The sequence below is a fragment of the Nonomuraea phyllanthi genome (assembly GCF_006334985.2).
Classification (GTDB): Bacteria; Actinomycetota; Actinomycetes; order Streptosporangiales; family Streptosporangiaceae; genus Nonomuraea; species Nonomuraea phyllanthi.
Genome location: NZ_VDLX02000004.1, coordinates 541,959 through 567,639 on the forward strand (window position 1 = coordinate 541,959; position 25,681 = coordinate 567,639).

Sequence of the window (25,681 nt, forward strand, 5' to 3'; positions counted from 1 at the left end):
CCGATCGTGCCTCGCCCCCGCCTCCGCTCCAGAGCGTCACTCTACGTGTCCAGAACTGTGCCCTCATTCGCGTCATATGGTTCTTTGCAGTAACTTTCACGCCCGGTCCAGGAGATTGACCTGGAGTGCGCTCCAGCGGGCAGGGTGTTCCTCATGCACAACGCCATGCCAACGCGCGCCATCGGAAACCGCCAGGTCGGAGCCATCGGACTCGGCGCCATGCCCATGTCCGTCGCCGGGCACATGCCCGACGAGGCCCAGTCCGTCCGTACGATCCTCGCGGCCCTGGACGCCGGAGTCACCTTGATCGACACGGCTGACGCGTACACGCCCTCTCATCAGGACGTCGGCCACAACGAGCGCCTGGTGGCCCGCGCCCTGGCGCTGTGGTCGGGCGACGCCGGCAGCGTGCTCGTCGCGACCAAGGGCGGCCACACCCGCGTCCCGTCCGGGTGGGACCTGGACGGCAGCCCCTCCTATCTCAAGCAGGCCTGCGACCGCTCCCTGAAGGCTCTGGGCGTGGACAGCATCGGCCTCTACCAGCACCACCGGCCCGACCCGCGGGTGCCGTACGAGGAGACGATGGGCGCGCTCAAGGACCTGCACGACGCCGGCAAGATCCAGATGGCCGGCATCTCGAACGCCGACCCGGCGCAGATCAGGCTCGCCCACGATATCCTCGGGGACCGCCTGGTGAGCGTCCAGAACGAGTACTCCCCGCGCTTCCGCTCCAGCGAGCCCGAGATCGACGTCTGCGCCGAGCTCGGTCTCGCCTTCCTGCCCTGGTCGCCGCTGGGCGGCGTCGGCCGCGCCGGGGAGCTGAGCACCCGCCACGCCGCCTTCACCGAGATCGCGGACGCGCGCGGGGTCTCCCCGCAGCAGGTCTGCCTGGCGTGGGAGCTGGCCCGCAGCCCGGTGGTGATCCCCATCCCGGGCGCCAGCCGCCCGGAGACCATCCTCGACTCGGTCGCCGCCGCCGGCCTGGTGCTGAGCGAGGAGGAACGCGCCCGCCTCGGCTGACCGCCCGCTCGCCGCCAGGAGTCCAACGACGCCGGTTACGGCAGGTGGGCGGCCGTCCAGCAGTCCACCGCGCCCGGCCGCCGGCCGCAGCTCTTCAGCGCCGCGAGGGCCCTGCTCAGGTCGGCCGTCCTGGCGTTGGCGGGGTCGTTGGACTCCTGGCGGGGATCGGTGACGGTGTTGTAGTACTCGGGCGCCGGCTCGCCCTCGTACTCGACGTAGAGCTCGCCAGCCGTGCGCACGGCGGAGTAGGTGGGCGCCCGGGAGTTGCCCTTCTTGATGGCGTCCGCGTCGGGGTCGGGCTGGCCGGGCGTCTTGGGGTCCGGCCTGACGTGCTCGATCAGCGCCGCCTCGCGCCAGTCCGCGACCTTCTCGCCGTTGACGAAGGGCAGCAGGCTGCGGCCGTCGCGGCTGTCGCGCGTCGCCGGGTCGACGCCGGCCATGTCGAGGAAGGTCGCGAACAGGTCGACGTTCTGGGCGAGCGCGCCGGTCACGAAGTCGCCGCGCCGGCTCGCCGCCGGCCGCTTGACCAGGAGCGGCACCCGTACGTCGTGGTCGTAGGCGGTGGACTTGCCCCGCACCAGGCGGTGCTGGCCGAGGTGGAAGCCGTTGTCGCTGGCGAACACCACGTACGTGTTCCGCCGCTCCTCGGCCGTCAGCGCCGACAGGACGCGCTCCACCATGTCGTCGACCGACTGCACCATGCGGATCCTGTTACGGAAGTCCTCGCGCAACTGCTTGACCAGCGTCGGGCCGATCGGCTCCCGCCGCACCCAGGCGGGCTTGTCGGCGGTGTCCTCGTCGAAGGAGGGCAGGGCGGTGGTCACGTCGATGTCCGCGCAGTCGGTGCCGCCGCAGTCGCCGTGCGGGAACTCCCCGGCGGGGAACCGGTTCTTGGGCCGGTCGCGCCGCGCGGGCGGGAAGCGCGGCTCCTTGTCGCCGTGCTCGACGTCGATCCTGTTGTGCGGCGAGAACGGCGAGACCTGCAGGAAGAACGGCTTGCCCGGGGCGTGCTCGCGGGAGTGCTCGACGAACTTCACCGCCCGCCTGCCCAGCACGTCCACCAGGTACCTGCCCTTGGAGGCGGCGATCGGCCGCTTGCCGCCCGACTCCTCCCTGACGTAGCCGGTGAGGCGGTACCTGAACTCGTTGTAGCCGCCGCCGGCCGTCACGTGCCACTCGTCCCAGCCGGCCGGCACCTTGTAGCCGGGGCCCGCCGGATACTCGTTGATGTACTTGCCGAGGTAGCCCGTGCGGTAGCCGGCCTGGTGCAGCGCCACGGCGTACGTGCGGCTCTCGTGCCTCTCGAACGCCGGGTAGCCGCCGTGGTCGTAGCCCTGGTTGGTGCGCACGCCGGTGTTGTGGGGGAACTCGCCGGTGAACATGGTGGCCCGCGACGGGCAGCAGAGCGAGTCGGCCACGTAGTAGCCGGTGAACGTGGCGCCGTCGTGGGCGAGGGTCTGGACGGTGTCCATGTACGGGAGCAGGTCGGCCGACATGTCGTCGACGAGGAAGAAGACGATGTTGGGCGACTCGGGGTTCGGCGGCTGGGGCTTGGACCGGGTCGTGGCGGCGGCGCTCGCCGGCGAGGCCAGGGTCATGGCGAGGAGAACGGCCAGCGCCACCACCAGGCATTTCCTGATATTTCCGAACAGCGTGGTGGACAGGGTGGTGGGCGGGGTGATGGGCACGGTGATGGCAGCCTCTTCGGGGCGAGGGAGGAGAGGGGGAGGTCAGGGGGTGCGATGCACGGTAGTGCACGATAAACCACCCAAACAACCCCAAATCGACCAGGGGGTACGTGGTCGCGGCCGGCCCGCCGGCTACGGCGTGGCGGGCGATCCAGGGCAGTAGGCGAGGATGTGGTCGCGCAGCAGGCGCCCCGCGCGCGGGTCGTCAACGGCGAAGGCCTCGACGATCGGCTCGTGGTCGGCGGCGTTCTCGTGCGGCCCCGTCCGGAACATCCTGATGGACACGTGGGTCCACACCTCGATGCCCAGCGACTCCCACACCGACAGCAGCAGGTCGTTGCCGGAGGCCGCGACGATCTCCCGGTGGAAGGCGACCCCGTGGCGCACCTGGTCGTCCAGCGAGCCCGCCGCGGCGGCCTCGTACATGCGGGCCACGTGGAGGCGCAGCGCGGGAACCGGCGGGCTGCCGAGGCCGGCGGCGGTCTCCTCCAGCCCCGCGCGTACCTGATAGACCTCCCGGAGGTCGGCCTCGGTGAAACCGCGGACCCTGGCGCCCTTGTGGGGAGAGGACTCGATTAGCCTGAGTGTCTCCAGCTCTCGCAGCGCCTCGCGCACGGGGGCCTGGCTGACGTTGAGCTCCGCCGCGAGGCGGCGCTCGACGATGCGGTCACCCGGCTTCCAGCGCCCGCTGATCAGGCCCTCGACCAGTGACCTGCGGATCTCCTCGCGCAGGGGCCGGCGGGCGACCGCGCGCACCGCCGGGCGCAGTGCCGGGCGCGCGACTGGATCCACGTCGACAGCGTACCCATTCGTCGGATGATCGATCATAGGGTGTTTAATAAAGTTATGGAAAGAGATCTGGATCCGCAGGAGACCGCCGAATGGCTCGAATCGCTCGAGGCGGTCCGCAGGGTTGCCGGCCCCGACCGGGCCGAATACCTGCTGCGCAGGCTGGCGGCGAGCACACGCTATCTCAACACCGTGCCCACAGCCGAGGAGCCCGCCTACCCGGGGGACCTGGAGCTGGAGGAGCGCATCGCGGCCTATGACCGGTGGAACGCCGCCGTCATGGTCAGCAGGGGCAGCAAGCTGGGGCTCGGCGGCCATCTGGCCACCTACGCCTCGGCCGCGTGGCTCTACGAGGTCGGGTTCAACCATTTCTTCCATGGCAGCCATGACCAGGTCTTCTTCCAGGGCCACGCCTCGCCCGGCATCTACGCCCGCGCCTTCCTGGAGGGCCGGCTGACCGAGGCCCAGCTCGACCTGTTCAGGCGCGAGCCCGAGGGCGGGCTGCCGTCCTACCCGCACCCGAGGAACATGCCGGGCTTCTGGCAGTTCCCGACCGTCTCGATGGGCATCGGCCCGCTGAACGCGGTCTACCAGGCGCGGTTCAACCGCTACCTGCTGAACCGCGGCATCAAGGACACCTCCGGCAGCCGAGTATGGGCGTTCCTCGGCGACGGCGAGATGGACGAGCCCGAGTCCACGGCCGCGCTCACGCTGGCCGCCCGCGAGGGTCTCGACAACCTCGTCTTCGTCATCAACTGCAACCTGCAGAGGCTGGACGGGCCGGTCCGCGGCAACACCCGCATCGTGCAGGAGCTGGAGTCCGTCTTCAGGGGAGCCGGCTGGCACGTCGTCAAGGCCCTGTGGGGGCAGGAGTGGGACGGCCTGCTCGCCTCCGAGGAGCTGGTGGCCAGGCTCAGCGAGGTGCCCGACGGCCAGTTCCAGACGTTCGCCGCGTCGGACGGCGACTACATCAGGCAGAACCTCCTCCGCGACATCGACATCGCGCGGGCGTACTCCGACGAGGACCTGCGGCGCATCGTCGGCGGGTCGCGGGCCGGGCACGAGCCGCGCAAGGTGCACGCCGCCTACCGCGCCGCCGTCGACCACCGGGGCGGGCCCACGGTGGTGCTCGTCCAGACGGTCAAGGGCTGGACGCTCGGCGCCGGGGTCGAGGCGCGCAACGCCAACCACCAGATGAAGAAGCTCACCCAGGACGAGTTCCGGGTCATGCGCGACCGGCTCGGCCTGCCGATCTCCGACGAGGCGCTCAGCGGTGATCTCCCGCCGTACGCGCACCCCGGGCCCGACTCGGCCGAGGCCCGGTACGTGGCCGAGCGCCGCCGCGCCCTCGGCGGGCCGATCCCCAGGCGCACCGTCTCCCACGACCCGCTCCCGCAGCCCGGCGACCGCGCCTTCCGCAACGTCGCCAAGGGCTCGGCCCAGCCGGTCGCCACCACGATGGCCTTCGTCCGGCTCGTCAAGGACCTGATGAAGGAACCGGAGACCGGGCGGCGCTGGGTGCCGATCGTGCCGGACGAGGCGCGCACGTTCGGGATGGAGTCGCTCTTCCCCACCGCGAAGATCTACTCGCCCCTCGGCCAGCGGTACGAGGCCGTCGACCGCGAGCTGCTCCTGTCGTACAAGGAGGCGGTGGACGGGCAGATCCTCATCGAGGGCATCACCGAGGCGGGCTCGATGGCGTCCTTCACCGCCGCGGCCTCCAGCTACGCCACGCACGGCGAGCCGATGATCCCCTTCTACATCTTCTACTCGATGTTCGGCTTCCAGCGCACGGGCGACCAGATGTGGGCGCTGGCCGACCAGCTCGGCCGCGGGTTCCTCGTCGGCGCGACGGCCGGCCGCACGACGATGACCGGTGAGGGGCTGCAGCACGCCGACGGGCACTCACAGCTGCTGGCCTCCGCCAACCCCGCCTGCCTCGCCTACGACCCCGCCTTCGCCTACGAGGTCGGCGTGATCGTCCGCGACGGGCTCAAGAGGATGTTCGAGCTGGACGAGGACGTCTTCTACTACCTGACGGTCTACAACGAGCCGATGCCGCAGCCGGCCATGCCCGAGGGCGTGGAAGAGGGCATCGTCAAGGGCATGTACCGCTACTCCGAGGGCGGCGGGCAGGCGCACATCCTGGCCAGCGGCACCGCGATCCACTGGGCGCTGGAGGCCCAGCGGCTGCTCAAGGAGGAGTACGGCGTGGGCGCCGACGTCTGGTCGGTCACCTCGTGGAGCGAGCTGCGCCGCGAGGCCATGGCCACGACGGGCGTGCCGTACGTCCGACAGGCCCTCGCCGGGACGGACGGGCCGGTGATCGCGGTCAGCGACTGGATGCGGGCCGTGCCCGACCAGATCCGGCCCTGGATCGACCGGCCGTGGACCTCGCTCGGCACCGACGGGTTCGGGCTCTCGGGCACGCGGGAGGCCGTACGCCGGCACTTCGGCGTCGACCCGGGCTCGATCGCCGACGCGGTGCTCAAGGCCGTCGGCGAGTAGGCCGGACCGGGTGACTCAGCCGCCGGTGCGCCAGAGCGCGAGCGCACCGGCCGGCGGTCACCGGCGCGCCCGTCGGTGCCGCCGCCTCCCTGGCCGGCCCGCACGGACCAGGGGAACGGGGACCGGCCGCGCCGCGGGCGTGATCGCACCGCGGACGCCCGGCCGGACGGACTCGGCGGCGGAGCCGAGGAGTGATCAAGGGACGGCCGTGAGTGCGGCATGTGCCGTCCCCTCGCGATCGGCCACTCCCGGAAGCCGCACCGTGCCGGACGGACGACCGTCAGATGACGCCCCGGACCGCGTAGCCGTGGAACTTGCCTCCAAGGCACCGCAGGTTCGTCGGGCTGCTGGCGGTCGGCAGCACCGCGCCGCCCCTGATCGTGCAGGTGAGGATCGTGACCGTCGGCGCGTCTTCGGCGGCGGCCGGGCCGGAGGTGACGATCGGCAGCGCGGCAGCGGCGGACGCGACGGCGAGTACGGCGAAAAGGCGGTTCATGACACCGCTCCAATCACTTCAGGTGACAATTCGCTACGTATAGTAACCTTCGATTTCTTGAGCGAAACCGCGCCGTGCGCAACGCTTTGGAAGACTTGACCTTGAGCCCGTCTCCCGGACCACCACGACGACCCGGCCCGCCGCTCACGCCTCCCGCAGCGCGAACAGCTCCCACCTCTCGCCCGGGGCCAGCCCGGCCAGTTCCCGCCCGCACTCCTGGAGCGCCTGCGGCCCCGAGGTAATGTGCGCGGCCCCGGTGTGCACATCCCTGACCAGCCGCTGGATCAGCCCGTCCCGCACCGCCGCGGTGCCGCCCGACGCGTGGACGAACCCGGCCACGTCGGCCACCGTCGAGGTGGCGTGGTTGAGCGCGAGCCGTACCATCGTCTCCTGCCGCACGTCGAGCGCCCGCCCCGCGTCCAGCGCGCGCTCGGCCTCGTCCCAGGTCTGGTGGACCAGCGCCCTGGCCGCGCGGAAGCCCGCCTCGGCGCGGGCGAAACCGGCGTGGAAGGCGTCGCTGCCGGCGAGCTGGCCGGGCCGTCCGGCCCGCGCCCCGGCGTGGCGGGCCAGCTCGTCGAGCAGCCGCCGCCCGACGCCGAGCGCCCAGCCGGAGTGGCAGATGAGCGCCTGGTCGAGCAGGCCGAGCCGGTAGATCGCGCCGCCGCGCAGCGGCTCGTCCAGGGAGAAGACGTGCGTGTACGACTCCGGCACGTACGCCTCGTGGATGGCGTAGTCGATGCTGCCCGTCGCGCGCAGGCCCAGCACGTCCCAGTTGCCGAGCATCGTGACGTCCTCGATGGGGGTGACGCAGATGCGGGTCTCGCCGGTGCCCTCGACGGCGGCCAGGCTGTGGGCGTACTGGGCGTGGAGCATGCCCGACGCGAAGCCCCACTGCCCGCTGAGGAGGAAGCCGCCGTCGCGGCGTACGGCGGTGCCGGGCCGGGTGCCCTGCCCGGCGATCAGCGGCGTGCGCGGGCCCTTGAAGATGTGCTCGACCGCGTCGTCGCCCAGGTAGGCGCCGGCCGTGCCGTTCTCCAGGGTGGTGGCCATGACGACCCAGCCGGTGGAGGGGTCGGCGTAGGACAGCTCCTCGAAGACGGCGATCAGCTCCCTCGGGGACAGCTCGGCGCCGCCGAGCGGCGCCGGTACCCAGATGCCGAAGAGGCCGGCCTCGTGCAGCGCGTTCACGACGGGGTCGGTGAGCCTGCCCAGCGCCTCGGCCTGGGCCGCCTCCCGCTCGATCAGCGGGCGCAGGCCGCGGGCGGCGTCCAGCGGCGCGGTGGTGCCGGCGGAGTGCAGGCGCGGTGTGTCGGTCATGTCCGAGTGCTCCTGTTCGCGATCGTCGGCGTTCCTTACTTCCTCCGTCAGATCACGTCAGGGCCCCGTTGTCCAGAGCCCGGCGGGGGATGGCGGGGCGGTCTCAGTCCCGGAGGACCGGCAGGCGCAGCACGAAGCGGGCGCCCCTCTTGGAGTCCTCGATGGTGAGCGTGCCCCCGTGGGAGTGGGCGATCTCGCGGGCGATGGACAGGCCGAGCCCGGTGCCGCCGGCGTCGCGGCTGCGCGAGGCGTCCAGCCGGGTGAAGCGCTGGAAGACCGTCTCGCGCTGGTCGGGCGCGATGCCGGCGCCGTCGTCGAGGACCTCCAGCACGGCCTGCCCGTCCTGCTGGCGTACCGTGACGATGATCTGGGACTCGGCGTGCCGCTCGGCGTTGTCCAGGAGGTTGGTCAGCAGGCGGGCCAGCAGCAGCCGGTCGCCCGTGATGGCCACCCCCGGCTCCACGCTGGTGGCGACGCTCTTGGAGCGGGGGCGGCCGGTCTCGGTGGCGACCACCTCGCCGAGGTCCACCCGCTCGCGCTGGGCGGGCGCGCCCGCGTCGAGCTTGGTCAGCGTGAGCAGGTCGGTGACGATGGCCTGCAGCCGGTCCAGGCTGGCCAGCAGCGCCTGGCCGGTCGCCCGCCAGTCGCCCTCCTCAGGGTGGAGGAGCGCGTCCTCGACCTGGGTGCGCATCGCGGTGATCGGGCTGCGCAGGTCGTGCGAGGCGTCGGCGGCGAACCTGCGCTGCTGCTCCACCGCCGCCTCCTGCTTCTTCATCGCCGACTCCAGCCGCTCCAGCATGTGGTTGCCGGTCTCGGCGAGGGTCGTGATCTCGTCGTCCACGTTCTCCGGCACCGGCAGGCGCATCCCGCCCCCGCCCACGCTGATCTCGGCCAGCCGCCGGGTGATGCTGTGCACGGGCGCGAGCGTCCTGGCCACCACCCGCGACACCCCGAACCAGGCCAGCGCGATCAGCACCGCCGAGATGCCGATCTGGAACAGGAGCACCTCCAGACTGACGTACCAGGGCACGGAGGGGGCGAAGGCGTAGATGACCCAGGCGCCGTCCGGCTGGTAGGCGTGCATGGTGACCACGAGCTCGCACCGATTCGGGAACGCGGGCAGGCTGCACAGCTGCGCCGCGTCGTTGGGCTGGTTGCGGCGGGGGACGGCCGTGGTCTGGCGGGCCATGCCGGCCAGGTTGGGCGTCGAGGCGACCACGCGTCCCTCCGCGTCGATCACCTGGATGCCGTCGAGGTCGCCGTCCCGCAGCGTGCCGGGCAGCCGGTTCTTCCTGACCAGGAGCAGCACGCTCAGGGCCTTGCTGGACACCTCGTGCGCCCGGCTGTCGGCGATCTCGTTGCGGAGGCTGTACATCACGAGAGCGCTGACGACGACGTTGAGCAGCAGCATGGTGATGCTCGCCAACAGCGCCAGCCGCACCCGCAGCGACCGGCCCAGCCGTCTGATCATGCCACACCCCGATAACGAGAAGACCACATGGAGTGTGCTAGCCGCCAATTCCGGGCGATTCCACTACGAATGCCACGGACGGGGCGCACGTTTCGTGACCTCGGGTCCCGATACTGGTCTCCGCCAGCCGGGACAGGGACTGCCAGGGAGGAACCAGGTGGAGGCCACGGGCCGCAAGGCCGAGATCATGATCGCCGAAGCGCGCAAGGCGTTCTGGGTGATGGTCGGTTTCCTGGCCCTCATCTGGTCGGTGCAGGTCGTCAACTGGGCGCTCGGCTACGGGCTGAGCCGGGAGTTCGGCCTGGAGGCGTGGAATCCGGCGAGCCTGCCCGACATCCTCTCCTCGCCGTTCCTGCACTGGAGCTGGGACCACATCGAGGCCAACTCCGGGCCGCTGTTCATCTTCGGCTTCCTGTCGGCCTACCGGGGCGTCGCCAGGTTCCTGAGCGTGACGGGGCTCATCATCGTGGTCAGCGGCGTCGGCGCGTGGCTCACCTCCCAGCCGGGCAGCGTGGGCGCGGGCGCGAGCGGCGTGCTCTTCGGCTACTTCGGGTACGTCCTGGTGCGCGGCGCGTTCGACCGGCACCTGATCGACATCGTGGTGGGCGTGGTCATGGGACTGTGCTTCGCCTACCAGTTCGCGGGGCTGCTGCCACAGGAGGGCATCGGCTGGCAGGCCCACCTGTTCGGCTTCGCCGCCGGGGTGCTGGGCGGCTGGGTGTTCCGCGACCGCGTGCGCCCGAAGCCGGCCGCGCCGGCGCAGAGTCCCAGGTCCGCCCTGCTGAAGGAACTGGACGACCTCGGCCTCTGACGGCCCGTCGTCCTGGAGGCGGCTCCGTCCGGAAGCGGGGATATCGATTCCTGATCTTTGGCCTCTGGGACGGTGAGTTCTTGACGCTGGGCATGTCGACTTCTACATTTCTGAGAAATCGATTGCTCGCTTCGCGGCGAGCTCTCGCGCGATCAGGAGGAAGCGACATGCCGGCATTCGAGAGGGTGACCCGCCGATCGCTGCTGCGCGGCGGCGCCGTCATGTTAGGCACGGCGATGGCCGCGCCGCTGGTGGCCGCGTGCGGGGGAGGAGGGCAGGGCGGCAACGCCAAGGAGCTGACGTTCTGGAACTTCTACGGCCCCAACCCGCAGGGCGACGCCCGGAGCAAGTGGTTCACCGACCTGGTGGCCGCCTGGAACGCCAACAACGACGTCAAGGTCAAGCTCCACTACCTGCCCGTCTCCGAATACCTCGCCGGCACCGCGCTGCAGACCGCCTTCTCCGCGGGCCAGGGCCCGGACATCTTCCTGCTCAGCCCCGGCGACTTCCTCCGCTACCACAACGGCCGCGTGCTGACCGACCTCACGCCGTACCTCAAGCCCGACCAGATCGCCGACTTCGACGGAGGCGTGCTCGACACGCGCACGGTGGACGGCAAGGTCTACGGCCTGCCCATGGAGCAGGAGCCGCTGGCCGTCTACTACAGCGTCGCGGCCTTCGAGCAGGCCAAGCTGTCGGAGGGCGACCTGCCCGCCACCTGGGACCAGTGGCTCGACGTGGCCGCCAAGCTGACCACCAAGGACCGCTTCGGCCTGCTCTTCGAGACCATCCCCGGCTACTACCAGAACTTCACCTGGTACCCGTTCATGTGGATGGGCGGCGGCTCGGCCGTGCCGGAGAGCGGCAAGCCCGGGTTCGACGTGCCCGCCGTGCACAACGCGCTCAAGTTCTGGCAGGACGCCGTCACCACCAAGGTCGCGCCGCGCAAGCCGCAGGGTGACGGCGCGGGCAACGGCCCGGCCAACCTCGGCAGCGGGTACGTCGCCATGCAGCAGAGCGGCATCTGGACCGTGTCGGAGATGGAGCAGCAGAAGAAGGACTTCCCGTACGGGGTCTTCCCCCTGCCCGTGCCCGACGGCGGCACCTACACCACCGACGTCGGCGGCTGGGCGTTCGTCGCCAACGCCAAGGGCGCCAACCCGGAGGCGGCCGCGACGTTCATCGCCTGGGCGCTGGGCGCGACGGACGAGGCCGGCGTCGAGCGCGGCCGGCAGTGGAACACGGTCGTCAAGACCAACCTGCCCGCCCGCAAGTCCGTCCAGGAGGCGGCCAGGGCGGCGGGCGCGTTCGACAAGCCCGCGCTCAAGGTCTTCCTGGACGAGGTGGTCCCGGGCGGCAGGGGCGAGCCGCGCTACACGCCCGAGGTCTACAAGGCCGTCTCCGACGCCATCCAGGCCACCCAGCTCGGCGGCGCCGACCCGGCCACGGCGGCGGCCGACGCCGCATCCAAGATCGACGCCTTCCTGAAGGGCTACCAGGGTGCCGCCATGCTCTGAAACGCGCGCCGCGCCCGGCGACCGCCCCGCTCTGGCGGCCGCGGCGCCGGCCGCTCCGGGCGCGCCGTCCCCGAGGTGGAGCCGCCGCAGGCGCGAGGCCCTGGCCGGGTACGCGTTCGTCGCCCCCGACCTGCTCGGGCTGCTCGTCTTCGTGGGGCTGCCCATGGTGCTCGCCATCGGCGTGTCGCTGTTCAGCGTGGACGGGTTCGGCGGCTACACCTTCGCCGGCCTCGACAACTTCCGCCAGATGGCCGGGGACACGCAGCTCTGGCAGAGCGTCAAGGTCACGCTGACGTACGTGGTGACCTTCGTCCCCATCGGTTTCGTCGTCAGCCTCGGGCTGGCGCTGCTGGTCCGCGACCACTTCCCCGGCGTCGGCCTGGTGCGCACGCTGTTCTTCCTGCCGCACGTCATCAGCCTCGTCGTGGTCGGCGTGATCTGGCAGTTCCTGCTGGCCGACAAGCAGGGCGCGGTGCCCGCGCTGCTGCGGCCCGCGGGGCTCGGCGACGTGTCGTTCCTGGGCAACCCCGCGCTGGCGCTCGGCTCGCTGGTGGTGATCAGCATCTGGTTCCTCATGGGCTACCAGATGCTCATCCTGCTGGGCGGCCTCAAGGACATCCCCAAGGAGTACGAGGAGGCGGCCCGGGTCGACGGGGCGAGCTCCTGGCAGCGCTTCCGCCACGTCATCTGGCCGCTGCTCCGCCCGACCAGCTTCTTCGTGCTGGTCAACTCCACCGTCGGCGCTGTGACCGGGCTGCAGGCCTTCGACCTCGTCTATGTGCTGACCAAGGGCGGCCCCGCCAACAGCACGTCCACCGTGGTCTTCTACATCTACCAGCAGGCTTTCACCTTCAACAACTACGGCTACGCGGCCGCGCTGACCACCGTGGTCGTCGCCTTCCTGGTCGTGGCCACGGGCCTGATGTTCGGGCTGACGAGGGGAGGCAGGTTCGATGCCGATTAGGCTGCGCGCCCGGCTCGCGTACGTGCTGGCGGCCGTCACGGTGGCGCCGCTGGTCTGGCTGCTGGTGACGGTGCTGAAGCCGGCGGACGAGCTGTTCGAGGTGGCCCTGCCCACCAGGCTCACCCTGGACAACCTGCTGTACGTGCTGACCGAGGTGCCGATCGGCCGCTACATGCTCAACAGCTTCGTCGTCTCGGCCGCCGTCACGGTGGTCGCCCTCGTGCTGCACTCGATGGCGGCGTACGCGCTGGCCCGGCTGCGCTTCCCCGGGCGGCAGCTGATCTTCTCGGTGATCGTGTCCACGCTGCTGGTGTCGCTGCCGGTGATCCTCGTGCCGCTGTTCCTGGTGGCCAGGCAGCTCGGCCTGCTGGACACGTACGCGGGGCTGATCCTGCCCGCGATCTTCCACGCGTTCGGGATCTTCCTGCTCCGGCAGTACTACCTGACGATCCCGCGCGAGCTGGAGGAGGCCGCCGACCTCGACGGATGCGGCTACCTGCGGCGCTGGTGGCAGGTGGTCGTGCCGCTCAGCCGGCCCGTGCTCGCCTCGCTGGCCGTGCTGTTCTTCCTGGCCAACTGGAACGCCTTCCTCTGGCCGCTGACCGCCACCCGCGACCCCGGGCTGCGCATGGTGCAGGTCGGGATCGCCACCCTCCAAGGCCAGTACGGCTCGGCCTGGAACTACGTCCTGGCCGCGACGGTGATCGCGGCCGTGCCCACGTTGATCGCGTTCGTGCTCGGCCAGCGCCGGCTCGTCGAGGCGATCAAGACCTCCGGACTGAAGTGAAGGAACCCCACCGCATGACCTACGGAAACCACGGCAGCAGCCTGCGCGACCTGCCCCGCCTGCGGACCTCCCGGCGCAGGCGGGTCTCCAGCTACGACCGCACGGGCGGGAACGACGACCGGCTGACGGTCCGGGCGGGCACCACCGCGACCCTGGCCGACATCGAGGGGCCCGGCTCGATCAACCACATCTGGTGCACGGTGGCGCTGCCGATGAAGGACGTGCCGGACGCCGTCGACGTCGACTACCTGCGCCGGCTCGTCCTGAAGATCACCTGGGACGACCAGGAGCACCCCAGCGTGCTCGTGCCGCTCGGCGACTTCTTCGGCATGGGCCACGCCAGGACGGCGAACTTCGTCTCCGCGCCGCTGCAGATGAGCCCGCAGGACGGCAAGGGCTTCAACTCGTGGTTCCACATGCCGTTCGCGAGCCGGGCCCGGGTCGAGCTGATCAGCGAGCTGTCGGCCGAGCCGGTCTTCTTCTACTACTACATCGACTACGAGCTGTTCGACGCGGCCGACGCCGAGCTCGGCCACTTCCACGCGCAGTGGCGGCGCGAGCGGCCCACCGACGGGATCCCGCAGGGCGGCCAGAGCAACCGCGAGTTCCAGGTCGAGGGGATCAACGACACCGGCGACGGCAACTACGTCATCCTCGACGCCGCCGGGCGCGGCCACTACGTCGGCTGCGTGCTCAACATCCGCAACCTGCGCGAGACCAGCGACTGGAACTGGTACGGCGAGGGCGACGACATGATCTTCATCGACGGGGAGCCGTTCCCGCCCTCCCTGCACGGCACCGGCACCGAGGACTACTTCAACACCGCCTGGTGCCCGACGCAGACCTACCACGCGCCGTACCACGGCATCACCCTGCCCGGCGGGGACAACTGGAGCGGCGAGATCTCCCTCTACCGCTTCCACGTCGAGGACCCGATCACTTTCACCGAGTCGATCAGGGTGACGATCGAGCACGGCCACGCCAACAAGCGCTCGGACGACTTCTCGTCGGTGGCGTACTGGTACCAGACGCTGCCGCACCGGCCGTTCGGGCTGGCGCCGGTCGAGGAGCGACTGCCCTTCCCGCCCGCGTAATCGATTTCCAGCCGGCGACGAGATGGGGTGGGTTTGGTCAAGATCCAAGATGTCGCGCGGCACGCCGGGGTCTCCGCCGCGACGGTCTCCCGCGTGCTCAACGGCCGCGCCACGGTCAACCCGGAGCTGGCGGCCCGCGTGCTGGCGGCCGTACGGGAGCTCGGATACCGGCCGAACGGGGTGGCGCGCAACCTCCGGCGCAGGCAGACGACGCTGTGGGCGGTGCTCGTCTCCGACGTCGGCAACCCGTTCTTCACCTCCCTCGTCCGGGGGGTGGAGGACGGGGCGCGCCAGTCCGGCTACTCGGTGGTGCTGTGCAACACCGACGAGAACCGGGCGCGGGAGGCCGAGTACATCGCGGTGGCGCTGGCCGACAACATGGCCGGCGTGATCATCTCCCCGGCGGACGACTCCACCGACCTCTCCGCCCTCGTGGCCGCCGGGACCGCCGTCGTCACCATCGACCGCGAACTGGCGGGGACCGAGGTGGACGCGGTCCTGGTCGACAACGAGAAGGGCGCCGAACTGGCGGCCGCGCACCTGCTGGCGTCCGGCTACCGGCGGATCGCCTGCATCACGGGGCCGCGCCGCATGTCGACGGCCATGCAGCGGCTGCGCGGCTACCAGCGGGCGCTGCGCGCCTTCGGGGTGCCGCTGGACCGCGCCCTGGTGCGGCACGCGGACTTCCGCGAGGCCGGCGGCTACTCGGCGATGGCGGCGCTGCTGGACGAGGGGGTGGAGATGGACGCGGTCTTCGCGGCCAACAACCTCATGACCGTGGGGGCGGTGGAGTGCCTGACGGAGCGCCGGGTGCCGATCCCGGAGCGGGTGGGGGTGATCGGGTTCGACGACATCCCGTGGGCGCGGCTGTTCCGGCCCGGGCTGAGCACGGTGCGGCAGCCGACGTACGAGCTGGGGCGGGCGGCGGCGCGCCTGCTGGCGGACCGGATCGAGAACCCGGCCCGGCCGGCCGCCCGGATGGTCCTGCAGACCGAGCTCCACCCCCGCGAGAGCTCCCACCCCCGCCCGCACTGAGCCCTCCCCTCGCTCGCGCCGATCCCATGCCTGTGCGGCACCGATGCCCGCCGACGACGGCGCCGGCGACGTGCCCGCACCGGTCTCACCCCGCGCCGACCAGCCCGGAAGGCCCCAGGAGAGCGGGCCGGAAGGACCTGGGCGAGCCGGCCAGAGGGGACCCGGGCGAGGCGACCGCACACCGGCTCACCGTTGCGATTCTGTGATGTGAGCCGGGATTGACGGTCCCAGAGGCCCGATCTAGCTTGAATGGAAATCGATTTCTGAGCAATCGATTTCTCACCGCATGGAGGTCATACCCCGTGTCACGTATCGGAGTGCTGAGCATCTCGGACGGGCGGGACTTCGTCGCGCGCGATCTCGTGGAGCACATCACCACCGCCACCACCGCGCTCGCCGAGGCGCTGCGCCAGGAGGGCCACGAGGTGATCGTGGCGCCGGAGATCGTGTGGACGAGCGAGCTGGCCACCTCGCAGGCCAGGTGGCTGGCCGATCGCAGGCCCGATCTGACCATCTTCAACTACGCGGTCTGGGCCTTCCCGCACTTCACCATGCTGGCCGCCGAGTCCACCCCCGGCCCGCTGCTGCTCATGGCGAACCTCGATCCCGCCCAGCCCGGCATGGTCGGCATGCTGGCCGGCGGCGGGGGGCTGGACCAGATCGGGCGGGTGCACGCCCGGGCCTGGGGCGACATCGACGACCCCGCCGTCAGGGAGCGGGTGCTGACCGAGGTGCGGGCCGCGCGGGCCGTGAGGGGGCTGCGCGGATCCACCTTCGGCCGGATCGGGGGCCGGCCGATGGGCATGTACACCGCCGTCGCCAACACCGACCAGTGGATGCGCACGTTCGGCGTGGACGTGGAGGAGATCGACCAGTGGGAGGTCGTCCGCCGCAGCGAGAACGCGTCCCCGGCCCGCGTCAAGGAGGCCCGCACATGGCTGGAGACCATGGGCAACGTCCACTACGACGGCAAGCAGCTCACCCCTGAGCTGCTCGAACGCCAGATCCGCAGCTACTACGCGATGCGCGAGCTCATCGACGAGTGGCGGCTGGACTTCTCCGGCATCAAGGGCCAGCCCGAGCTGACCACCCACTTCTGCACGATGGACATCGCCGAGGCGTTCCTCAACGACCCGTACGACTGGGAGGGCCCGAAGGACACGCACGTCTGCGCCACCGAGGCCGACATGGACGGCGCCCTGACGATGCAGATCCTCAAGCTGCTGAGCGGCGACCCGGTGCTCTTCGCCGACGTGCGCCACTACCACGCCGACAGGGACGTCTGGGACCTGTGCAACTCGGGCCAGCACGCCACCTGGTACGCGGCCAGGTCCGACGACCCCGCCGAGAACCTGGCCATGACCCACTTCTACCCCGAGGTGTTCTTCTTCCCGGCGGGCGGCGCGAGCGTGCACCACCTCGCCGCGCCGGGCGCGGCCACGTTCGCCCGCCTGACCCGCAGGGACGGCGCCTACCGCATGCACGTGATGCGCGGCGCCTTCGAGCGGTACGACGACGCGACCAACGAGGCGATGGCCCGGCAGTCCACGCTCGAGTGGCCGCACGCCTTCACCAGGCTGCACGTGCCGGCCACCGAGTTCCTGGGCCGGTTCGGCTCCAACCACATCCACGCCGTGCCCGGTGATCATGTCGCCGAGCTGGCGGCGGTCTGCAAGCAGCTGGGTGTCGAGTTCGAGGGGTTCGGCGATGCGGCTTAGCGCGATTCTGGCCACGGCGGCCCTGCTGGTGGGCGGTCTGGCGGCCCCCGCCCACGCGCGGCAGCAGGAGGAGGGCGGCGCCAAGGGCCCCGTCGGGTGGGACGTCTACCGCAGGCTCGACCGGCTGCCCGAGCTGCCGGTCGGCGTGCAGACCAAGCAGTTCTCCAGCTTCGACCGCACCGGCGACAACAACGACGGCTTCGAGGGCACGTACTCCTGCCTGAGCACCACCGAGCAGGGCTGCGTCATCGCCGAGCACACCGGCGCCGGCGAGGTGCAGGCCATCTGGTTCACCAGGGACGGCGGCGACGTCACCAGGACCGGGAAGATCACCATCGAGCTGGACGGCAGGAAGGTGGTGGACGCGAGCCTGCAGGACCTGGTGGACGGCAGGCTCGGCGCCCCCTTCGCCCACCCCCTCGTGGGCAACGCCGACCAGAGCTCCGGCGGCGTCTACGTCGAGGTGCCGATGCCGTTCACCCGCTCGATGCGCATCACCACCGAGCACAACCCGCTCTTCTACCACGTCAGCTACCGCACGTTCGCCGACGCCGAGGGAGTGCGCGCGTTCGACCCGGCCGACAGGGCGCAGGACGTGATCGACAGGCTCAGGGCGGGCGGCGACCCCAAGCCGGCGCTCCCGGGCGCGCGCACGCAGGAGGCCGCGATCGACCTGGCCCCGGGCGCGTCGGTACGGGTGGCGCGCACGCGCGGCTCCGGCCTGCTGTCGGGCATCACGCTCCGGCTGCCGCAGGCCGAGCAGGTGCTGCCGGAGACCGAGGCCGACGAGGGCAGGGCGTTCGGGCGCGACGGCTCCAGCGAGTTCACCGTGAAGATCGACCCCGCCAACGACGGGGTACGGCTGACCAGGCGCATCGACCCGGCCATCGGCAGGCAGATCGCCAAGGTGCTGGTCGACGGCGAGGAGGTCGCGCAGTGGCCGCCGAGCGCGCTCGGCGCCGCCGGGATGTGGGCCGAGGAGAGCGTGGACCTGCCGGCCGCCGCGACCAGGGGCAAGTCACAGATCACGATCAAGAACGTGTTCGTGTCGTCTGACCTGGACTACAACGAGTTCACGTACTGGGTGGACAGCGCCGGTGAGCGCACCGACACGGTTGACGTGGGCGACGCTGCCGACGAGGCGGCGCACGGCTACCGGATCGCCGCGCAGACCTGGCAGGGCGAGCGGACCTTCGCCTTCCCGATGGACGCGGCGAAACTGGCCAAGGTACGCGCGGCGCAGGAGATCCTGCAGGGGCTGCGGCTGCGGATCAGCTTCGACGGCCGGCGCACCGTCGACTCGCCGGCCGGTGAGTTCTTCGGCGCCGGGCACGCGATGATGCCGGTCAGGTCGCTGATGTTCGGTGTCGACGCGGAGACCCGCACGCTCAGCGCCTGGTGGCCGATGCCGTACCGGACGGGCGCGACGGTCGAGCTGCGCAACGACTCCGGCCGCGCGATCGAGGGCAAGGCCACGGTCACCTCAGCCCACCGCCCCATGCCAGGAAATGCCGGCTATTTCCGTACGCAGTCCCGCAGCGGCGCCACCACCCCCGGCACGAGCTGGCCCTTCCTGCGGGTCTCCGGCGCGCACGGCAAGTTCGTGGGCGTCAGCCACACCATGCGCGGCCCCACCACCCGCAACTACCTGGAGGGCGACGAGCGCGTCCAGGTCGACGGCTCGCGCACCCCGCAGATCCACGGCACCGGCACCGAGGACTTCTACCAGGCGGGCTGGTACTTCAACCGCGAGACCTTCACCACCCCCTTCCACGGCAACACCGCGCACCTGGCCCCCGCCACCGGCTGCCCCGCGAACGGCGACTGCACCGGCGCGTACCGGCTGATGATCGGCGACGCGGTGCCGTTCGCCGGCGCGCTCACGTTCGACATCGAGCACGGCTGGACGAACGACGTCGAGGGCGTCTATTCCTCCACCGCCTACTGGTACGGCTCTGACGGGAGCGCCACGTCGCGGACCGACGCGCTGACGGTCGGCGACCCGGCCAGCGAGCGGCGCCACGCCTACACCGGCCAGGGCGAGGCCGTGACCCTGAACTCGGCGTTCGAGGGCGACTTCAGGAACCCCGACACCCTCGAGGCCGTCCACCGCGTCACGGGCGAGCCGGTCACCTTCACGCTGGCGATCGACCGGAACAACCGGGGCGTGGAGCTGCGCCGTACGAGCGACCAGAGTGTCGCCGGGCAGCACGCGGAGGTCACCGTCAACGGGCGGCGCCTCGCCGACTGGGCGCAGCCGCTCGGCAACACCAGCCGCAGGTGGCTGGAGGACGTCTACCAGATCCCCGCGTCCGTCACCCGGGGACAACGCGAGATCACCGTCCGGCTGACCCCGCGAACCCCCTGGTCGGCCGCCTCCTACACGGCCTGGAGCCTGCGGTGAGTTCTGAAGCGGGCACGGTGCTGACGATGCGGGCCATCGGCAAGTCCTTCCCCGGCGTGCGGGCGCTCGACGGAGTCTCGCTCACCGTGGCCGAGGGCGAGGTGGTGGCCCTGCTCGGGGAGAACGGCGCGGGCAAGTCGACCCTGATGAACATCCTGGCCGGGGTGTTCAAGGACTACGAGGGCGAGATCGAGGTCGGCGGCCAGGTCGCGCACATCCACTCGCCCAGGGACGCGCGGCGGCACGGCATCGCCATGATCCACCAGGAGCTCAACCTGGTGCCCGAGCTGTCCATCGCCGACAACCTCTTCCTCGGCAGGGAGCGCGCGCTGCTCGACCGCAGGGGCACGGAGGCGCGCACCGCCGAGCTGCTGCGCGGCCTCGGGCTCGACCTGTCGCCGCGCACGCTCGTCAAGCAGTGCAAGATCGCCGAACGCCAGCTCATCGAGGTGGCCAAGGCCCTGTCGCAGAACGTCCGCGTCCTCGTGATGGACGAGCCCACCTCGGCCCTGGCCGACGCCGAGGTGCGGCGGCTGTACGGGGTCATCCGCGACCTGACCGGCCGCGGCGTGGCCGTCATCTACATCTCGCACCGGCTGGAGGAGCTGGAGGAGATCGCCGACCGGGTCGTCGTGCTGCGCGACGGCCGCCACATCGGCGAGCGGCACCGCATCGACCGGGACGAGCTGATCCAGATGATGGTCGGCCGCCCGCTGGGCGAGATGTTCCCCCGCGCCGCCGGCGGCTCCACGGGCGAGGAACTGCTGACGGTCGAGGGCTTGTCGGTGCCCGGCGAGCCTGGCTCGGGACGTACCCCGCTGCGCGAGGTCTCCCTCACCGTACGGGCGGGCGAGATCGTCGGCGTCGCCGGCCTGATGGGCGCGGGCAGGAGCGAGCTGCTGGAGTCGATCTTCGGCGTGCACCGGGCGGCCGGAGGCGCGATGACGCTGGGCGGCCGGCCGTACCGGCCGAAGAGCCCGAAGGCGGCGATCAGGCGCGGCGTGGCGCTGGTCGCCGAGGACCGCAAGGCGCAGAGCCTCGTGCTCGGCAACACCATCGGCTTCAACGTCGGCCTGCCCTCGCTCGGGCGCTTCCTGCGGCTCGGCGTCGTGGCCGCCCGCCGCGCGAATGCCGCCGTCGAGCGGCAGGTACGCGAGCTGCGCGTCAAGGCGCCCGGCATCCGCTTCACCGTCGGCAACCTCTCCGGCGGCAACCAGCAGAAGGTCGTGCTGGCCAAGTGGCTGCTGACCGCGCCGTCGCTGATCCTCATGGACGAGCCCACCCGCGGCATCGACGTGGGCGCCAAGGCGGAGATCCACGCGCTGATGTCCGCGCTGGCGGCCGAGGGCAAGGGCGTGCTGGTGGCCTCCTCCGAGCTGCCCGAACTGCTCGCCATGTGCGACCGCGTCCTCGTCCTCTGCGAGGGCCGCGTCACGGCCGAGTTCCCGAGGGGGCGGGCCACGCAGGAGGCGATCCTCGAAGCCGCCATGGCCAGACGGCAGGTGACCGCATGACGACCCGCACGACCACGCCGAACTCGCCGCCGGCCGCGAAGGCGGAGGAGGTGACCCCATGACGGCGGTCAGGACGCCGCCGCCCGTGAAGGCGCGGGGGGAGAACCGGATGCGGCGCACGCTCTCCGCGCTCGGCGCCGCGCAGGCCTACATCGGCCTGGTGCTGATCCTCGCCGTCGGGATCGCCACCAAGGGCGAGATCTTCCTGAACGAGACCAACCTCACCAACGCCGTCGGCGCGTTCGCCTCCCGCGGCATCCTGGCCGTCGGCGTCACCCTGGTGATCCTGACCGGCGGCATCGACCTGTCGGTCGGGTCGCTGCTGGGCATCGCGTCGATGACGGCCGCGATGATGCTGGCCAGGTTCTCGCTGGAGCCGTGGCAGATCGTGCCGATCTGCATGGTGGTAGGGGCCTTCTTCGGATTTCTGAACGGCGCCGGCACCACCTGGCTGCGCATCCAGTCGTTCGTCATGACCCTGGCCATGCTCTCGGTCGTGCGCGGCCTGGACCGGCAGGTCAGCGACAACGTCAGCGTCGGCACCCAGATCGCCGGGCCCGACGGCAAACTGACGCCGCAGGCGGAGGCGTTCCAGGTGTTCGGCACGCCCGGCCACAACCTGTTCGACCGGATCTACTACCCGGTGCTGGCCTTCATCGTGGTCTGCATCGTCTTCCACCTGATCCTGACGAAGACCCGGTTCGGCCGGCACGTGTACGCCGTCGGCGGCAACCCCACCGCGGCCCGGCTGTCCGGTGTCAACGTCACGGCGGTCACGATCGCGGTGTTCACGCTGTCCGGCATGCTCGCCGGGTTCGCCGGGCCGATCGACGCCGCCTACAGCGCCTCGGCCGACCCGCAGGCCGGGCAGTCGTACGAGCTGGACGCCATCGCCGCAGCCGTCATCGGCGGGGCCTCGCTGGCGGGCGGCAAGGGCACGATCGCCGGCACGTTCGTCGGGGCGCTCATCCTGACGCTCCTGGACAACGTGCTCGGCCTGAACGCGGTCAGCGACAACTGGCAGCTCGTGATCAAGGGACTGATCGTCGTCGTGGCGGTCGTCCTGCAGCGTCCCGATCTCTTCACATTCCTCCGAGGAGGGTCCCGATCGTGAACAAGACCATCACGACCATCACCGTCGCGCTGTGCGCCGCGCTGGCCGCCGCGTGCGCGTCCAAGGCACCCGCTCCGTCCGCCTCCTCGGGGGACAAGAGCACGTTCGTCGTCGGCTACTCGCAGTCGAACAACGCCGAGCCGTACCGGGCGCAGCTCAACCTGCAGCTTCAGCACTATCTCAAGAAATATCCGGACATCGAGCTGCTGCCGATCGCCGACGCCCGGCAGTCCAGCGCCACCCAGGTCTCCCAGGTCCAGAACTTCATCACCCAGAAGGTCGACGCGCTCATCGTCTCGCCCACCGAGCCCGCGCCGCTGACGGCGGCCGTGGAGCAGGCGTGCGCGGCGAAGATCCCCGTGATCGTGCTCGACCGCACCGTCAACACCGACTGCTACACGGCCTTCATCGGCGGCGACAACGTGCTCATCGGCAAGAAGGCCGGCGAGGAGGCGCTGCGGCTGCTGCCGGACGGCGGCAACGTCGTCGAGCTGCGCGGCATCATGTCCAACCAGCCGCAGATCGACCGCGACAAGGGGTTCCGCGAGGCCATCGCCGCCAACCCCACGATCAAGATCATCGCCGACCGCGAGGCCAAGTGGCTCAAGGAGCAGGCCACCCCGATCATGCAGCAGTGGCTGGCCCAGCACGAGAAGATCGATCTCGTGTACGGGCACAACGACCCGATGGCGCTGGGCGCGTACCTGGCGGCCAAGGCGGCGGGCAAGGCCGACTCGATCAAGTTCATCGGCATCGACGGCCTGGCCATCCCCGACGGCGGCATCCGCGCCGTCCAGCTCGGCCAGCTCTCGGCCACCTTCATCTACCCGACCGGCGCGCAGGAGGCGGCCGAGACCGTCAACAAGATCCTGCACGGCCAGCCGGTCGAGAAGCAGCAGGTGCTCGGCACCACGCAGGTCACCAAGGACAACGCGGCCGAGCTGTACAAGCAGTACGACCTGTCCGGCCAGAACTGACGGGCCGCCGCGCCCGCGTCAGCGGCTGCTGCTCCGGCGGGGGTGCAGCTCGGCGGACAGGACGATCCTGGCGGGCTTGGCGGCCGGGGTGGCGATGCGGTCGACCAGGAGGCGGGCGGCGGTGCGGCCCAGCTCGTACGTCGGCTGCGTCACCGTCGTCAGCGAGGGGTGCACCAGGTCCGCCCACGGGATCTCGTCGAAGCCGACCAGCCCCATCCGGCCGGGCACGGCCACCTCGCGCTCGGCCAGGCAGCGCAGCGCGCCCACGGTCATGAGGTTGTTGGCCACGAACACCGCGTCGGGAGGCTCGGGAGACGACAGCAGCGAGGCCATCGCGTCGTAGCCGCCCTGCTCGCGGAAGTCCGTCCGCACGATCACGGGCTCGGCGGGCGCGCTGCTCCGCATGGCCTCGGTGTAGCCGCGCAGCCGCAGGTCGGCGGTGCTGACGCCCTCGGGCCCGGTGATGCAGGCGACCCGCCGGTAGCCGGCCGCGAGCAGGTGCTCGGTGGCCGTGCGCGCACCCGCCTCGTTGTCGACCACCACGGTGTCCACGACGGCCCTGGGCAGCTCGCGGTCGACGGCGACGACCGGGACGGGCGAGCCGGTGAGCGTCTTGGCCGCCTTGACGCTCCCCGACGAGGAGATGATCACGCCGGCCATCTGCTCGCTCAGCGCCGCCGCGACGTACGTCTCCTCCTTGACCGGGTCCTCGTCGCTGTTGCACAGCACGACCGAGTAGCCCTCGCGCTGGGCGACGTCCTCGATGCCGCGGACCATGGCGGTGAAGAAGGGATTGCCGATGTCGGAGATGATCACTGCCCAGAGCGTCGTACGGCTGCGCCGCAGGTTGCGCGCCACCGCGTTGGGGCGGTAGCCGAGCTCGCGGACCGCGGTGAGCACCCGCGCGACCATGGCGGGGTCGACGGTCGTGGCGCCGTTGAGCACCCGCGAGACGGTGGCCGCCGACACGCCGGCCTCGCGCGCGACATCGTAGATAGTAGGCATCGCTCCAAGTTTCCACCATCGCGGAGCCGGGCAGCCCGTGCTCGCGAGGAACGAGGCCCAGGCACCTGCTCCAGGAATCGCTTTCCGAAGATGATCATACGTGCCCCCTTCCTGCGACGGTGAAGCGGGCGGATCCACCTGGGCAAATGGCCGACTGAAAGCCTGACAAATCAGGGCTTGACGCGTGTCAGGTCGCGATCATACGTTCCATCGAGAAATCGATTGCTCAGGTCCTTCTCCCTTCACCCCCCACCCTCACGGCCTCCTGACCGCCGCGCGCTCAGGGGCCGGCACCGCCAGGAGACGTCATGTTCCCGATCGTTCGACGATGTCTGAGCACGGGGCCGGCCGGCCTGCTCGCCGTCACCGGCCTGGCGCTCCCCGGCGCCACGGCCGCCGCCTCGCCGCCGCCCAGCCCGTTCTTCTCGACGGTACGGATCGACTCCGCCGCCACGGTCGGCGCGCCCGCCGTCGGCGACCAGGTTCGCGTTGGCTGGTGAGCAGCCGCGGGTGGCGGACGTGAACGGCGACGGAAGGACGACGTCGTCACGTTCACGCGCGGCACGCTCAACGACGTGTACGTGGCCCTGTCCACCGGCACCGCTTTCGGCGCGGGCGTCAAATGGCACGACTTCTTCGGCCTGAACGGCGAGACCACGCTGTAGGCGGCCTACCAGGTGATGGGGGTGTGGACGTTCGCCAGCGGCTCTCCCGTGCCGTCGGCAGGGGCGGCCCACAGGACCGCGTTGGCCAGGACGCGCCGCACCCCCGGATGGTGATAAATCGGGTATTCCTGGTCGCCGGGGGAGAAGTAGAAGATCCGGCCCAGGCCCCTGCGGAAGCAGCAGCCGCTGCGGAACACCTCGCCGCCGCTGAAGTTGCTGACGAACACCAGCTCGTCCGGCTCCGGAATGCCGAACGGCTCGCCGTACGTCTCGTGCCGCTCGATCACCAGCGGCCGGGGCACGCCGCGCGCGATGGGGTGGCCCGGCGCGACCGTCCAGACCAGCTCCCGCTCGCCCTCGTCGCGCCAGGTGATCGTGCAGGTGGTGCCCATCAGCGCGCGGAAGATCTTGGAGTAGTGGCCCGAGTGCAGCACCAGCAGGCCCATCCCGCCCAGCACGCGGCGGCGCACCCGCTCCACGACCTTGTCGTCCACCTCCTCGTGCGCCATGTGCCCCCACCAGGTCAGCACGTCGGTGCCGGCCAGCACCTCGTCGGTCAGGCCGTGCTCGTGGTCGCCGAGCACGGCCGTGCGCACCCGCACCCGCTCGCCCAGCAGCTCGCGCAGCCCCGCAGCGATGGCGCCGTGCATGCCGTCCGGATAGAGGCGGCGCACCGCCTCCTCGCGGGGTTCGTGGTAGTTCTCGCTCCAGACGGTGACGTTGACCGGCATGCGTTTCCTTCCTGGTCCGTGCGAGCGGCGCGGAGGGGCCGGCCCCGTGGCGGCGC

General features: G+C 71.0%; 21 protein-coding genes. 14 read left to right on the plus strand and 7 right to left on the minus strand.

Annotation, left to right across the window (positions count from 1 at the left end; genetic code table 11):
* The first annotated feature begins 153 nt into the window (after positions 1–153).
* A complete protein-coding gene (locus tag FH608_RS13960; protein WP_226899465.1) occupies positions 154–1,020 on the plus strand; it encodes an aldo/keto reductase in 867 nt (288 codons plus the stop codon).
* A gap of 35 nt (positions 1,021–1,055) precedes the next feature.
* Here FH608_RS13960 and FH608_RS13965 read toward each other — a convergent pair whose 3' ends face one another.
* Both FH608_RS13965 and FH608_RS13970 read right to left on the minus strand, forming a co-directional pair.
* Positions 1,056–2,708, minus strand: coding sequence for a sulfatase family protein (locus FH608_RS13965; protein WP_226899467.1), 1,653 nt, complete (start codon positions 2,706–2,708; stop codon positions 1,056–1,058).
* Positions 2,709–2,840: 132 nt separating this feature from the next.
* The gene (locus tag FH608_RS13970; RefSeq protein ID WP_226899469.1) at positions 2,841–3,500 is read right to left on the minus strand and encodes a GntR family transcriptional regulator; all 660 of its coding nucleotides are present in this window, start codon (positions 3,498–3,500) and stop codon (positions 2,841–2,843) included.
* Positions 3,501–3,554: 54 nt separating this feature from the next.
* Between FH608_RS13970 and aceE the strand changes: the two genes are divergently transcribed.
* Positions 3,555–6,005 (plus strand): pyruvate dehydrogenase (acetyl-transferring), homodimeric type, encoded by a 2,451-nt coding sequence (aceE, locus tag FH608_RS13975; protein ID WP_139630880.1) that lies wholly within the window; start codon positions 3,555–3,557, stop codon positions 6,003–6,005.
* A 280-nt stretch (positions 6,006–6,285) separates the two neighbouring features.
* Here aceE and FH608_RS13980 read toward each other — a convergent pair whose 3' ends face one another.
* The 3 genes from FH608_RS13980 to FH608_RS13990 all read right to left on the minus strand — a co-directional run bounded on the left by FH608_RS13980 (position 6,286) and on the right by FH608_RS13990 (position 9,289).
* Positions 6,286–6,501 (minus strand): hypothetical protein, encoded by a 216-nt coding sequence (locus FH608_RS13980; RefSeq protein ID WP_139630881.1) that lies wholly within the window; start codon positions 6,499–6,501, stop codon positions 6,286–6,288.
* 144 nt (positions 6,502–6,645) lie between these two features.
* On the minus strand, positions 6,646–7,818 hold the full coding sequence (locus FH608_RS13985; RefSeq protein WP_139630882.1) for an acyl-CoA dehydrogenase family protein: 1,173 nt from the start codon (positions 7,816–7,818) through the stop codon (positions 6,646–6,648).
* Positions 7,819–7,921: 103 nt separating this feature from the next.
* A complete protein-coding gene (locus tag FH608_RS13990; RefSeq protein ID WP_226899470.1) occupies positions 7,922–9,289 on the minus strand; it encodes a sensor histidine kinase in 1,368 nt (455 codons plus the stop codon).
* A 157-nt stretch (positions 9,290–9,446) separates the two neighbouring features.
* Between FH608_RS13990 and FH608_RS13995 the strand changes: the two genes are divergently transcribed.
* The 11 genes from FH608_RS13995 (at position 9,447) to FH608_RS14045 (ending at position 23,224) form a co-directional block, all read left to right on the plus strand.
* Positions 9,447–10,100: a rhomboid family intramembrane serine protease gene (locus FH608_RS13995; RefSeq protein WP_226899476.1), complete on the plus strand. Its 654-nt coding sequence runs from the start codon at positions 9,447–9,449 to the stop codon at positions 10,098–10,100.
* A gap of 167 nt (positions 10,101–10,267) precedes the next feature.
* The gene (locus FH608_RS14000) at positions 10,268–11,617 is read left to right on the plus strand and encodes an ABC transporter substrate-binding protein (protein ID WP_226899478.1); all 1,350 of its coding nucleotides are present in this window, start codon (positions 10,268–10,270) and stop codon (positions 11,615–11,617) included.
* Positions 11,601–12,581: a carbohydrate ABC transporter permease gene (locus tag FH608_RS14005; RefSeq protein WP_226899480.1), complete on the plus strand. Its 981-nt coding sequence runs from the start codon at positions 11,601–11,603 to the stop codon at positions 12,579–12,581. Before FH608_RS14000 ends, FH608_RS14005 begins: the two co-directional genes overlap by 17 nt.
* Positions 12,571–13,368, plus strand: coding sequence for a carbohydrate ABC transporter permease (locus FH608_RS14010; RefSeq protein WP_139630883.1), 798 nt, complete (start codon positions 12,571–12,573; stop codon positions 13,366–13,368). Before FH608_RS14005 ends, FH608_RS14010 begins: the two co-directional genes overlap by 11 nt.
* Before the next feature lie 14 nt (positions 13,369–13,382).
* Positions 13,383–14,462: a glycoside hydrolase family 172 protein gene (locus FH608_RS14015; protein WP_139630884.1), complete on the plus strand. Its 1,080-nt coding sequence runs from the start codon at positions 13,383–13,385 to the stop codon at positions 14,460–14,462.
* Positions 14,463–14,489: 27 nt separating this feature from the next.
* Positions 14,490–15,497 (plus strand): LacI family DNA-binding transcriptional regulator, encoded by a 1,008-nt coding sequence (locus FH608_RS14020; RefSeq protein ID WP_226899481.1) that lies wholly within the window; start codon positions 14,490–14,492, stop codon positions 15,495–15,497.
* Between the two features lie 302 nt (positions 15,498–15,799).
* Entirely contained in the window at positions 15,800–17,215 is a 1,416-nt protein-coding gene (locus FH608_RS14025) for an L-fucose/L-arabinose isomerase family protein (RefSeq protein ID WP_139630885.1), read from the plus strand.
* Complete coding sequence (locus FH608_RS14030) at positions 17,205–19,619, plus strand: glycoside hydrolase family 172 protein (protein ID WP_139630886.1); 2,415 nt, start codon at positions 17,205–17,207, stop codon at positions 19,617–19,619. Before FH608_RS14025 ends, FH608_RS14030 begins: the two co-directional genes overlap by 11 nt.
* Complete coding sequence (locus FH608_RS14035) at positions 19,616–21,133, plus strand: sugar ABC transporter ATP-binding protein (RefSeq protein WP_139630887.1); 1,518 nt, start codon at positions 19,616–19,618, stop codon at positions 21,131–21,133. The genes FH608_RS14030 and FH608_RS14035 overlap by 4 nt, the downstream gene beginning before the upstream one ends.
* A gap of 58 nt (positions 21,134–21,191) precedes the next feature.
* Complete coding sequence (locus FH608_RS14040; protein ID WP_139630888.1) at positions 21,192–22,247, plus strand: ABC transporter permease; 1,056 nt, start codon at positions 21,192–21,194, stop codon at positions 22,245–22,247.
* Complete coding sequence (locus FH608_RS14045) at positions 22,244–23,224, plus strand: substrate-binding domain-containing protein (protein WP_226899483.1); 981 nt, start codon at positions 22,244–22,246, stop codon at positions 23,222–23,224. Before FH608_RS14040 ends, FH608_RS14045 begins: the two co-directional genes overlap by 4 nt.
* A gap of 18 nt (positions 23,225–23,242) precedes the next feature.
* Here FH608_RS14045 and FH608_RS14050 read toward each other — a convergent pair whose 3' ends face one another.
* On the minus strand, positions 23,243–24,229 hold the full coding sequence (locus FH608_RS14050; RefSeq protein WP_139630889.1) for a LacI family DNA-binding transcriptional regulator: 987 nt from the start codon (positions 24,227–24,229) through the stop codon (positions 23,243–23,245).
* Positions 24,230–24,537: 308 nt separating this feature from the next.
* Between FH608_RS14050 and FH608_RS14055 the strand changes: the two genes are divergently transcribed.
* Positions 24,538–24,729 carry a hypothetical protein gene (locus FH608_RS14055; protein ID WP_139630890.1) on the plus strand — a complete coding sequence of 64 codons (192 nt, stop codon included), beginning with the start codon at positions 24,538–24,540 and terminating at the stop codon, positions 24,727–24,729.
* Positions 24,730–24,899: 170 nt separating this feature from the next.
* On the opposite strand, the gene FH608_RS14060 is transcribed toward FH608_RS14055, so the two are convergent.
* Positions 24,900–25,625: a ThuA domain-containing protein gene (locus tag FH608_RS14060; RefSeq protein WP_139630891.1), complete on the minus strand. Its 726-nt coding sequence runs from the start codon at positions 25,623–25,625 to the stop codon at positions 24,900–24,902.
* Positions 25,626–25,681: the final 56 nt, after the last annotated feature.